A 12,521-nucleotide genomic window follows, 5' to 3' on the forward strand; every position below is an offset into this window, starting at 1 on the left:
CATTTTCTCCTGGATATGATTAACCGACCATATTATTCAGTGCCAAAATAGGCTGAATAATGGCCATTACGATAAATAACACGATTGCAGCCATGGTAATGATGAGCACAGGCTCAAAAATCGTTAATGCAATCGAGACCCGATAACTAAATTCGCGATCCTGAAAATCAGCTGCGCGAAGCAGCATCTGCTCCAGTTCACCGGTTTGCTCACCACTAGCGATCATCTGCAGCAACATGGGAGAAAAAAGTTGAGTCTGGCTTAACGTATCCAACAACGGATTCCCGTTGCGAACCGACTCGCTAGCGAGCGTAAGTTGCTCTCTGGCATGCATATTAGATAATACCTGCGAGGCAATTTGCATCGCTTCAACCAGTGGCACCGCACTGGCAGTTAAGATACTCAGCGTCCTGGCAAATCGCGCGGTTTGCTGTTCCAGAGCCACTTTGCCAATCAGGGGCAGACGCAAACTGTACCGGTGAAATTGCTTTCGTATCTCGGGTTTTTTCAACGCCATTTTAGCCGCCAAAATCGCAGCGGCAATAACTAGAAGTAGCCACCACCAATTCTGCGCCAGAGCATGGCTTAACCCCATGAGTACGCGAGTGGAAAACGGTAACTGCTGACCCATATAGACAAACTGCGCCACAATTTTCGGCACCACAGCAGTCAACAAAATGAAGATCACTGAAATCGAGACAACCACTAGAATTGCCGGATAAATAAGTGCTTGGAGCGTTTTCATACGGATCTGTTGGCGTTGCTCGATATAATCGGCCAGCCGATTCAAGACCAAATCAAGATGCCCAGTACGCTCGCCAGCTGCGACCATCGCTCGATAAAGGTCATCAAAAATACGGGGAAATCCCGCCATGCTTTCACTCAGAGAGAACCCTTGAGCAACTTGGCTGCGCAACTCAAAAACCAATGCTTTAATTTGATTCTTATTACTTTGATGGGCTACTGCTCGCAGAGATTCTTCAACCGGCAACGAAGCGGCAATTAACGTAGCGAGTTGGCGGGTTAACAATGCCAGATCGGCATACTTAATGGTACGTACTTTACGCCGCACAACACGGACATCGCGCTGCGCAGGCTCAGAGGTTGCTTCAATGGCAAGCGGTGTGAGCCCCTGCAGGCGTAGTTGCTGGCGAACTAAGCGCGCTGAATCACCATCAATGACGCCTTTTTTAGTCCGCCCTTTTTCATCAAGAGCCTGATACTGATAAGCAGCCATCAATGCTCCTCAATTGTCACACGCAAGACTTCAGCAATACTCGTTTGTCCAGATAATACTTTGCTCGCACCATCGGCGAGGATCCCTTGTGTATGTTTTCGAGCTTCTTCAAGCATTTTTTGTTCGCTAGCACCTTCATGGATCATCGCACGCAGCTTATCATTGGTAACAATCAGCTCATAGATCCCGGTGCGGCCCCGATACCCCGTTTGATTACAGTGGGTGCATCCTACAGGCTCGTAGACTTCGTGATGATGGTACTTGGCAACATCCAGATTGAATAATCGGCACTCTTTTTTGCTGAGCTGATGGGCTTTACGGCAATGTGGACATAAAACCCGCACTAAACGCTGCGCCAAGACGCCGAGCAATGACGATGATAATAAAAAGGGCTCGATACCCATATCACGCAATCGAGTCACCGCACCAATGGCTGTATTAGTATGCAAGGTTGATAATACTAAGTGGCCGGTCAAGCTGGCCTGAATGGCAATTTCAGCCGTTTCTAAATCACGAATTTCACCAATCATAACCACATCAGGATCTTGCCGCAGAATCGCGCGCAACCCGCGCGCAAAGGTCATATCGACTTTGCTATTGACCTGCGTCTGGCCCACGCCTTCGATATTGTATTCGATGGGATCTTCAACGGTCAGAATATTGCGCTCAGGGCTGTTAATAACATTAATCCCAGCATACAAGGTGGTACTTTTCCCTGACCCGGTCGGGCCAGTGACCAACAATATTCCATGCGGCTTAGCGAGCAATTCTTTAAGCTTATCGTGCTGTTTGTCGCTCATTCCTAAGTTGGCCAAACTCATGCCAGAACTTTGTTTATCGAGCAGTCGCAAAACCACTCGTTCACCAAAGCTCGACGGCATAGTTGAGACTCGTAAATCGACCGCTCGGCCACCAATGCGCAGTGAAATTCGGCCATCCTGAGGCAGACGTTTTTCGGCAATATCAAGCTTAGCCATAACTTTCACACGGGCGATTAACAGCGCCGCTAACTGACGTTTCGGACGAAGAATTTCTCGCAAAACGCCATCGATACGAAACCGAATCGACAAGGTCTTTTCAAAAGTTTCGATATGAATATCACTCGCCTGCTCCTTAATGGCCTCTGAAAGCATCGCATTCATCAGCCGAATAATCGGCGCATCATCATCCGATTCAAGCAAGTCTTCATCATCGGAAAACTCACCCGCGAGGGTATAAAAGTCCATCTCGCTGCCCAGATTTTCCATCAGCTCACGGGCCTGTGATGAATCGCGCTGATAATAGTCACTGAGTAGTTTTTCAAACTGTTGTTCACTGACTTTTTCAATCACAAAAGCACGACTAGCAATCCGCCGTACTTCCAGCACAACACCAGCAGAGAGCTCTCCGGCGCAGTAAAGAATATGCGTTGCAGAATCAAGCAGCACTAAGTTTTTCTTAGCAAAACCATAAGGTAAACGCACCACCACTGGCTGAGGACTCAACTCACTCATGCGTTAATCCCGGTGCCAAAGAATGCCCTGCGCCTGTTGATTTTTTCATTTTATTCATATACTTCTGAACAGCTTGTGGCACTTGTTCTTGGGTTCCAAATGTCGGTAAAACGGGCTGTTCATGACCGGGCAATAACATAATGCCTTGATCTTTACGATACAATTCCAGCGCTCGAATAGCCGTGTATTTACGAGCACTCAGGCTACCTGCTGTCTGGCTGTCACTGACAATAGTTGGCCGGATAAAAATCATCAGGTTGCGTTTGACCTGCTCACTCGATTTAGAACGGAACAACGCGCCCAGATACGGAATATCCCCCAGCAGCGGGACCTTACTCACACTTTGTTCGACTTCATTATCAATCAAGCCGCTTAACACCAGGGTCTGATTGTTGTTCACCAGCACAGTCGTATTAAGCTCGCGTTTGGAGAAAGTTACATCCACCGCGGTCTGACCATTCACCTTGGAGACTTCCTGCTTAATCTTTAACTGAACGGCATTACCGTCGTTAATCTGAGGCGTCACCGTTAGCTTAATCCCAACCTCTTTACGTTCAACGGTCGTAAATGGGTTGCTATTATCAGAACCAGTCGTTGAACCGGTTTTAATCGGCACTTCTTCACCCACTAAAAAAGATGCTTGTTGATTATCCAATGTGGTAATCGAAGGTGTTGCTAAGACATTGGTTCTCGAATCGGTTTTTGAAGCCTGAATCAGAGCGCCCCAACCGCCTTTATAAAACCCAACAATTGCCCCTTGTACCCCTGATAAAGCCGAGGCCAAATCACTGACATCCCCAGAGGATGAGGTCGAGGTACTGGTACCATTAGAGTTATAAGTGGTCGCGGTTGTGCTACGGGCATTAAAAATCCCTTGCGCCACAGAACTCACCGGAACACTCGAGCCATTGCTAAACTGAGTCCCGCCCCCAGGAGTCACCCACTGCACGCCTAAATTGGCACCTGAGGTATCAGCCACTTCAACGATCATCGCTTCCACATGCACCTGTGCCCGACGAATATCGAGTTGGTTAATAACTTTACTCAGCGAGCGCATCGTTTGCGGTTTGGCGGTAATCACCAATGAGTTAGTGTCATCAAACGCTTCAATAGAAAAATTGCTATCACTGCCGCTCGTGCTAGCACTTTTACCGCCTTTGGCTTTGTTCTGCTGTTCATTAATGGTTTGACTAACACCTTTTAGCACTTTAACGAGATCTTTAGCATGGGCGTATTTAAGATAAAACACCCGGGTATTGCCATAGGATTGCAGCTCGCTATCCAGCTGATTAATCAGATGCGCGATACGAGCACGTGCTTTGGGATTGCCTGAAATTAATACGCTGTTAGTGCGCTCATCGGCCACGACAGAGGGCACCAGTGAACTTGGCTGATCACGAGTGTCCGTTTTACTTAGCACCGAATCAACGACGCGAACGATTTCACTGGCTGCGGCATATTTTAACCGAACCACATCCACATGTTGATCATCTGACTGATCGACCTGATGGATAATCTCAACCATGCGGTTAACAACCGCCGCTCGGCCGGTAATCATCATGACATTTGATGGCGCATAGTGGATCACATTACTACTGCCGCTGGCATCACTTAACTGGCGAAGAATCGGTGTCAGTTCTTTGACCGAAACATTACTCACCGGCACAATTCGGGTAACCATCTCATCCCCTTGCCCCGGATGCTTCGCTGATGCTAACGGAATCGCTGCAGATTTAGCCGTTTGCGCAGGCACTACTTTAATCACGCCATCCGGCATATCCACAGTCGCTAACCCATAGACCTGTAATACGTTCAGGAAAAACTGATAATACTGTTTTTCGCTGAGCATATTGTAACTACGAACGTTTACTTTGCCGTGAATGGATGGATCGATAATAATCGTTTTATGAAGATTTCGTCCCACCGTATTAATAAATTCAGTGATATCAGTTTGTTTAAAATTGGCTGAATAGTCTGCGGCCATCACTGGAATCGACACCAGCAGCCAAACGCCAATGAACAGAGCCTGACAAAGTGCCTTTGTTCCCTTTTTCATCTAAAACTGAATCTCCTACATCTAATTAGGTGGGAAAATGAATCGTAATGGTTCTGCGCATTCCATGGCGAATCACAATCACCTGGCATTCGGTTGCATTATTGAGCTGTCGAAACATTTTAATGACGCCTCGGGGCTCATTTAAAGCTTGTCCATTCATCGATACCGCCAGATCGCCACTTTGCAGCCCTAACTGATTAAACAGTTTTGGGTCAGGTCCGGGAAAGAGCTCATAACCGAGTAATTTTTGTCCCTGATAAGTCGGTTTAATACTGATATAGCGATTGAGCTTGGCCGGATTTTGAAAAATGTCAGCGAGTGACGGGATCGCTACAGCTTTTTCACTTGACGGCAACGCATTTGATTTCACCGGCGCAGACATTTGAGCGCTGTGCTCGCTATCAGGCAAATAGAGCTGTTCATCATGCCCCTTACGAGTAATCACAACATGGTCTGGATACACCCGTTTTAGTGTGGCTTGAGTCCCTTCAATTCTCTCACCTTGTCCATACACATGCTGTTGGCCCGACCGAGCTATGACCGCCAACGCCTGAGATGGGTCGTTGCTATAAAGCACACCAACTAAGGTGATCGGTAACTGCGTGTTAGGTAAAGCCCCGGGACGACTAACCCCTGACGCTTGACCAAACAAATGAATAGCCAAAAGATCATTAAATGGCGGTATATCTGCTGAGTGGGCACCTATCGAACTATTTAATGAAAGTGACGAAGCACTATCTTGTGGCCACAACTTCCAACTGAGCAAGGCGAGCTGATAGCATCCCAGAATGATCAAACAGCAACTAAATACGGCAAAAGCTTTGGCACGTACCTGCTCCTTGCTAAACCACAATGCTATTTGATTCAACTGATTCATCTTCTTAATACTTTTATCTCGTGCAAGCTATGACTGTCTTAAAGCGCTTAAGTTCAGCGCAACTTACACTCAGAAATGTAAATTAATTACGCAGATACTCTTATTATGCGCAGGTTGCCCAATGTTCAAAGCTCAGTCAAGGTATATCTATGGATTGTTAAACCTTAATCATAGACTGCAAATAGTTTCATTATTATACAGAAAACATCCAATTCATTATTATGCAGCAAACATCCAAATGGTTTAATAGTAAAATACGGTAAAAGTGGCCCAGAACATCTTAAATCCAGCTGCGAGGGTGCTCACAAACCTGTTATAATGGCGTTTTAACAATGCGAGTTTGTCCGATGACACAATCCAGTAAAATTCGCTTGGACAAATGGCTCTGGGCGGCCCGATTTTATAAAACCCGTTCATTGGCAACGGATGTCATCCAAGGTGGAAAAGTGCACTATAATGGCCAGCGCTGCAAACCTAGTCGCATTGTTGAAATAGGGGCCACAATTAGCCTATGGCAGGCCAATGAGCAACGAGAAGTAATTGTCAAAGCACTCAGTGAAAAGCGTGCCAATGCAACGATTGCGCAAACGCTCTATGAAGAGACTGAGCAGAGTATTGCCAAACGGCAATTGCATCAGGAGCAACGTAAACTGTCCCCCAAACCACTGGCACCACAGCGGCGCCCCGATAAAAAACAACGCCGGCAAATTATTCAGTTTAAACACCAACACACAGGTGAGTAAATCATGGCTCAAAGCGATACCTTATACCGCTATATTTTTGAAGATTACCAGGTCCGTGCTGAGCTGGTGCAACTTAATGAAACACTACAAACGATTTTGTCTCAGCGAGATTATCCACCCGCGATCCGCACCATTCTTGCTGAGCTGCTAGCGGCAACTAGCTTATTGACCGCAACACTGAAATTTGAAGGGGACATCACCGTTCAGTTGCAAGGCACTGGAACACTGCATTATGTTGCGATCAATGGCAATAACCAGCAACAAATGCGCGGTGTCGCCCGTTGGGATGAAACCAGCTACCAAGATAGCGACGTGTTATCAGAGCTGGTCGGTGACAATGCTCGATTGGTGATCACCATTGCTCCGGCCAATGGCGAGCGTTATCAAGGCATTGTGGCTTTAGCCGAAGAAGGCGTAGCAGCTTCCATTGAAAACTACTTTGCTCAGTCTGAACAGCTCCCCACCCATTTATGGTTGTTCTTTCAAGATGATAAAAAATCACCTTGCTGTGCTGGGTTACTGATTCAGCAACTGCCAGTGAAAGCCCATGAATTATCGAACGATTATCAGCATATTTATGAGTTAACCCGAACGGCTACCGCACAGGAAATTTTTACCTTACCTGCCGAACAAATGCTTTATCGACTCTATCACCAAGAAAAAGTACGTTTATTTGATCCTCAACCGGTTGAATTTGCTTGTACTTGCTCAAAAGAACGTTGTCAGGCAGCACTCTTTTCAATGCATGAAGATGAACTTCTAAGTATCTGTGAAGAGCAAGGTGCAATTGCCATGCACTGCGAATTTTGTGGCAGCGAGTATCGCTTTGATAAAAATGCTATTACCGAACTCTTCCACGGAGCAGCTAACCAACCAAAAACTCATTAATTTTTTTAACATCAAGGCAGCATTTGCTGCCTTTTTATATTGTTATAACGACGCGTTTATTTGAAGCATTTCGCAATAATCCTCATTACTACGAAGCCTTGCAAATAAACAAGTTGCTTTCAGCTATAACTATATAACAATAGTTATGGTCACTAAAACCTCCCCTACATGGAGCTTTAATTATGAACGAACACCATGATCGGCTTAAACAAGATTTGCAACATTATGGCATCAAAAATATAACCGAAATTGTCTATAATCCTAGTTACGAACAATTGTTCGATGAAGAAACTAAGCCTGACTTGGCTGGCTATGAACGTGGTAAAGAAACCAATCTGGGGGCCGTAGCCGTTGATACTGGCATATTTACTGGCCGTTCACCAAAAGATAAATACATTGTTGACGATGATGTCACTCGGGACACTGTATGGTGGAACAACCCACACTCTAAAAATGATAATAAACCCATTAGTCCAGACGTTTGGGATGAGCTTAAAGAGCTGACAGTTGATGCACTAAGTGCTAAACGACTGTTTGTCGTAGATACCTATTGCGGAGCTAATGAAGACTCACGCCTATGTGTTCGTTTTGTCACCGAAGTCGCCTGGCAAGCCCACTTCGTCAAAAACATGTTTATCCGCCCCGATGACTCAGAGTTAGCGACTTATAAACCTGATTTTGTGGTCCTCAATGCTTCGAAAACAACCAATCCGAACTGGCAAAGACAAAATTTACACTCAGAAAACTACACTGTCTTTAATCTCACCGAACGGATGCAACTCATCGGTGGAACTTGGTATGGCGGCGAGATGAAAAAAGGGATTTTTTCCATGATGAACTATTATCTCCCGCTAAACGGTATTGCAGCCATGCACTGTAGTGCTAACCGCGGCCAATCTGGCGATGTAGCCGTATTTTTCGGTTTGTCAGGGACAGGGAAAACTACCTTGTCGACCGATCCTAAACGCGCACTGATTGGTGATGATGAGCATGGTTGGGACGATGATGGCGTATTTAACTTTGAAGGTGGGTGCTACGCCAAAACGATTCATTTAAGCGAGCAAGCCGAGCCAGATATCTACCACGCGATTCACCGGGATGCGTTGTTGGAAAATGTAGTGGTGGATGATCAAGGAAATATTGATTTTGACGATAGCTCAAAAACGGAGAATACTCGCGTTTCATACCCTATCTATCATATTGATAACATCGTTAAACCCGTTTCAAAAGCAGGTCATGCGCAGAAAGTCATTTTCTTAACAGCCGATGCCTTTGGCGTACTCCCTCCGGTTGCCAAACTAAACGATGAGCAAACTCAATATCACTTCTTATCTGGATTTACAGCCAAACTGGCGGGTACTGAACGCGGGATTGATAAACCGACCCCAACATTTTCAGCCTGTTTTGGCGCGGCCTTTTTAACCCTGCATCCCACTCAGTATGCTGAAGTTCTGGTCAAACGCATGAAAGCTAGCGGTGCAACAGCCTATCTGGTCAATACAGGTTGGAATGGCACTGGGAAACGGATCTCAATTGCAGATACACGAGCCATCATCGATGCCATCTTGGCAGGAGAGCTAGATGACGCTGAAACACAAACTCTGCCAATCTTTGAGTTAGCCATCCCCACCCATCTCAATGGTGTCGATGCTAACATTCTTGACCCTCGTTGTACCTACGACGACCCAGCTCAATGGCAAGAAAAAGCGAGCGATCTAGCTAAACTGTTCGTCGATAATTTCCATCAGTACACCGATGAACAAGCGGGCAAAGATCTGGTAAAAGCCGGCCCAAAACTTGACTAAATAGTGACACACCAACTGGGAATCCTCCCAGTTGGTTTTTCCTCAGACTGCGTTACCAAATATCTTTTTTGTATTGGCCCGCCACATTTTCAAGTAGCGTCGGGTCAAACTCAGGACGTTTTATGCCCTCTTTTCGCTGTCGCTCGTAATCCTCAAGCACAAAAAATGCCACCGGAGCTAAGAAAATAATGGCAATTAAGTTGGTTGTTGCCATCAATCCCATGGCAAAATCCGCCAGATTCCAAACAAATTTAAGATCAGCTACAGAACCAATATACACCATCGCGATCACGGCAATTCGTAACGTCCAGATTGCCACTTTAGGATGACCTTTAAACAAATAGCCGATGTTGATCTCGCCATAAGCATAGTTGCCAATAATCGAGGTAAAGGCAAACAAGAAGATCGCGATCGCCACAAAATAGGTTCCGAATACACCGAGATGTTCCGTCATTGCCTGCTGAGTGAGTTGGATCCCTTCAATCTTCTGCCCCAAACCACCACTTAGCAATTTGTCATACACCCCAGAGAGAAGAATCACTACCGCAGTACAGCTACAGATCACCAGCGTATCGATAAAGACCCCAAAAGCTTGCACCAACCCTTGTGATGCCGGATGGCTCACCGTTGCGGTAGCGGCCATGTTAGGCGCCGAGCCCATCCCCGCTTCGTTAGAAAATAGCCCCCGACGAATACCATTTTCCATAGCGATTTTCACCGAATAACCAACGGCGCCACTGACCATAGGTCCGTAGCCAAAGGCACTTTTAAAGATAAGCGCTAACATCGCAGGAACTTGACCAATATTCGCGAGCAGAATATAAACGGCTACCAACAAATATAGCGTGGCCATCACTGGCACAATTTTCTCAGCGGTTCTCGCCACAGAACGCACCCCGCCAATAATGATCAAGGCGGTTAACCCAGCCAAGACAATTCCAGTGACATAGGTTGGAATAGCGAATGCACCTGTCATTCCTTGGGCTATGGTATTGGCTTGCGCTCCATTAAAGGCAATACCATAAGCAATCAGCAAGAACACGGCGAACACAATACTCATCCATCGATGCCCCAATCCGCGCTCAATATAATAAGCGGGTCCCCCACGGAACGAACCATCCCGGTGCGGTTCTTTATAAACCTGGGCCAAGGTGGATTCAATAAAGGCTGTTGCTAATCCCACCAACGCAGTCATCCACATCCAAAAAATGGCCCCTGGGCCACCGGCCCACAATGCAATCGCAACGCCCGCTAAATTCCCGGTACCCACACGAGAGGCCAAAGATGTCGCAAAGGCCTGAAATGCACTAATCCCTGTTTCTCCAGCCGCTCGTCGCTGGAAGGTGATTTTCATCATATGTCCCAACAGGCGAAACTGCATAAAGCGGGTAAACAACGTAAATAAGATCCCCGCCCCTAACAGTAGATACACGAGAATATAGGTCCAGATAAAGTGACTTATCGGGTCCATAAACCAGTGAATAGCGTTCTCGATCTGGTTAAAATCCATAGTTTTTGCTCTCCAAAAAATGACCTGTTGACAACTGAATCAGCCGTCAGGTTTTTATGATATTTTTATTAGCGCAAGCTGACCTTATGTCCCATAAACATAGACACAAGAGACTAAACCAGAGCCCAAAAAAGGCTCAAAAAATTCAGCTTACATTGAGGTTTATATTTTTTCGCCTAACTTAGGCGGGGCAGTTTACACGATATATGTAAAAATCGTAGGTCTTTTGCATGATATGACCATTTGACATAGCGAACAATAACTGCAAATCACTGATGATTCATTAATTTACGCTACAGTTCAAAACTAATTAAAACTTTTAGCTGTTTTAGCGATATTTATAGATAAAAGCTCTATTTTTACATTTGTGAGATTTCTCTTACAGATAACTCAGTTGTCATACTTTACCTCACAAGATTATATAACAGCGAGCATCACTACTATTTATTATACGCCGGCACTGCTATAATACGCTTCCGATTCCCCCATCGGACCTTAGGATCACATCATGACCAACCCGCTTTTTCATCGGCATATTATTTCAATTACCGATTTAACTCGCGCGGAGCTGGAATTGATCATCGACACTGCAAGTCGACTCAAAGCCTCTCCCCAACCAGAATTGTTAAAAAATAAAGTCGTAGCTAGCTGCTTTTTCGAAGCTTCAACCCGAACCCGTTTATCATTTGAGACCGCAGTCCATCGTTTAGGGGGCAGTGTTATTGGCTTCCCTGATGGCAGTAACACATCGATGGATAAAAAAGGTGAAACACTGGCAGACTCAGTCAGAATCATCTCTTCATATAGCGATGCGTTCTTTATGCGCCATCCCCGCGAAGGCGCCGCGCGGCTAGCGAGTGAATTTTCCAGCGTGCCAGTCATCAACGGTGGCGATGGCTCTAACCAACATCCGACCCAAACCCTGTTAGACCTCTTTAGCATTTATGAAACACAAGGGACATTAGAAGGGCTGAAAGTCGCCTTTGTGGGCGATTTAAAATATGGTCGGACAGTTCATTCACTGGCACAAGCGCTCTCTGTGTTTGGCTGCGAACTGCACTTTATCGCACCTCCTGCGCTCGCAATGCCCGACTACCTAATTGATGAGCTCACCGAAAAGGGCATCGATTGTCATTTCCATCAGAATATTGAAAACGTGATTGATGATTTAGACATTCTGTATATGACCCGAGTACAAAAAGAGCGTTTCGATGAAACCGAATATCAATATATTCGCTCGGCATTTGTGCTGGAAGCCAGCATGCTCAAGTCGGTAAAAGAAAACTTAAAGATCCTACATCCATTGCCGCGAGTCGATGAAATTAATGTCAATGTCGATCAAACCCCATATGCCTACTATTTTGAGCAGGCCCGTAATGGCGTGTTTGCCCGTCAGGCACTCTTAGCTTTGGTTCTGACTAACCACTTTGGAGCGTAACAATGGAAAAAAAATTACAAGTTGAAGCCATTGAACATGGGACAGTGATTGACCACATTCCAGCCGGTCAGGGGATCAAAATTTTACGCTTCTTGCAGTTAGCGGATGCAAATCGCCGCTTAACGATTGGTCTAAACCTGCCAACTCATAATGATCAGGCCAAAGACCTCATCAAAGTTGCAGAGACCATCTTAACCGCCGAACAGGCCAACCAGCTGGCATTGTTTGCTCCGACGGCAACCATTAACGTGATTGAAAATTATACGGTTGTGGATAAGTTTCAGGTCACTCAACCCAAATCAATCCGAGGGGTATTTCAATGCCCAAACAGCAACTGCATCACCCACACAGAAATGGTTCCGAGCCATTTTCTAGTACAGGCCAGCAACACCGACCAGGTAAAATTGAAGTGTCATTACTGCGAGAAAAGCTTTGCAACGAGTCTATTTAATGAACTCAAAAACGGTTAGTTAG

At 45.8% G+C, this 12,521-nt stretch carries 10 protein-coding genes; 5 read left to right on the forward strand and 5 right to left on the reverse strand.

Annotation, left to right across the window (positions count from 1 at the left end):
* Positions 1-19 precede the first annotated feature (19 nt).
* From gspF to gspC, 4 genes are read right to left on the reverse strand one after another with little or no spacing between them, the layout of a single operon-like run.
* A complete protein-coding gene (gene gspF / locus EV690_RS02040) occupies positions 20-1,237 on the reverse strand; it encodes a type II secretion system inner membrane protein GspF (RefSeq protein ID WP_131911289.1) in 1,218 nt (405 codons plus the stop codon).
* Positions 1,237-2,730: a type II secretion system ATPase GspE gene (gene gspE / locus EV690_RS02045; RefSeq protein WP_131911290.1), complete on the reverse strand. Its 1,494-nt coding sequence runs from the start codon at positions 2,728-2,730 to the stop codon at positions 1,237-1,239. The genes gspF and gspE overlap by 1 nt, the downstream gene beginning before the upstream one ends.
* Positions 2,723-4,786 carry a type II secretion system secretin GspD gene (gene gspD, locus EV690_RS02050; protein ID WP_131911291.1) on the reverse strand — a complete coding sequence of 688 codons (2,064 nt, stop codon included), beginning with the start codon at positions 4,784-4,786 and terminating at the stop codon, positions 2,723-2,725. The genes gspE and gspD overlap by 8 nt, the downstream gene beginning before the upstream one ends.
* Positions 4,787-4,811: 25 nt before the next feature.
* Complete coding sequence (gene gspC, locus EV690_RS02055) at positions 4,812-5,663, reverse strand: type II secretion system protein GspC (protein WP_131911292.1); 852 nt, start codon at positions 5,661-5,663, stop codon at positions 4,812-4,814.
* 347 nt (positions 5,664-6,010) lie between these two features.
* On the opposite strand from gspC, the gene hslR reads away from it, so the two are divergent.
* The 3 genes from hslR to pckA all read left to right on the forward strand — a co-directional run bounded on the left by hslR (position 6,011) and on the right by pckA (position 9,099).
* Positions 6,011-6,406, forward strand: a complete 396-nt coding sequence (gene hslR / locus EV690_RS02060; protein ID WP_131911293.1) for a ribosome-associated heat shock protein Hsp15 — start codon at positions 6,011-6,013, stop codon at positions 6,404-6,406.
* A gap of 3 nt (positions 6,407-6,409) precedes the next feature.
* Positions 6,410-7,294 carry an Hsp33 family molecular chaperone HslO gene (gene hslO, locus EV690_RS02065; RefSeq protein ID WP_131911294.1) on the forward strand — a complete coding sequence of 295 codons (885 nt, stop codon included), beginning with the start codon at positions 6,410-6,412 and terminating at the stop codon, positions 7,292-7,294.
* 182 nt (positions 7,295-7,476) lie between these two features.
* Positions 7,477-9,099, forward strand: coding sequence for a phosphoenolpyruvate carboxykinase (ATP) (gene pckA / locus EV690_RS02070; RefSeq protein WP_131911295.1), 1,623 nt, complete (start codon positions 7,477-7,479; stop codon positions 9,097-9,099).
* 52 nt (positions 9,100-9,151) lie between these two features.
* Here pckA and EV690_RS02075 read toward each other — a convergent pair whose 3' ends face one another.
* On the reverse strand, positions 9,152-10,609 hold the full coding sequence (locus tag EV690_RS02075) for an alanine/glycine:cation symporter family protein (protein ID WP_131911296.1): 1,458 nt from the start codon (positions 10,607-10,609) through the stop codon (positions 9,152-9,154).
* A gap of 508 nt (positions 10,610-11,117) precedes the next feature.
* Here EV690_RS02075 and pyrB point away from each other — a divergent pair.
* Both pyrB and pyrI read left to right on the forward strand, forming a co-directional pair.
* Positions 11,118-12,047: an aspartate carbamoyltransferase gene (gene pyrB, locus EV690_RS02080; RefSeq protein ID WP_131911297.1), complete on the forward strand. Its 930-nt coding sequence runs from the start codon at positions 11,118-11,120 to the stop codon at positions 12,045-12,047.
* Between the two features lie 2 nt (positions 12,048-12,049).
* Positions 12,050-12,517 (forward strand): aspartate carbamoyltransferase regulatory subunit, encoded by a 468-nt coding sequence (pyrI, locus tag EV690_RS02085; RefSeq protein ID WP_131911298.1) that lies wholly within the window; start codon positions 12,050-12,052, stop codon positions 12,515-12,517.
* Positions 12,518-12,521: the final 4 nt, after the last annotated feature.

Source organism: Celerinatantimonas diazotrophica (assembly GCF_004339545.1).
GTDB classification, from domain to species: Bacteria; Pseudomonadota; Gammaproteobacteria; order Enterobacterales; family Celerinatantimonadaceae; genus Celerinatantimonas; species Celerinatantimonas diazotrophica.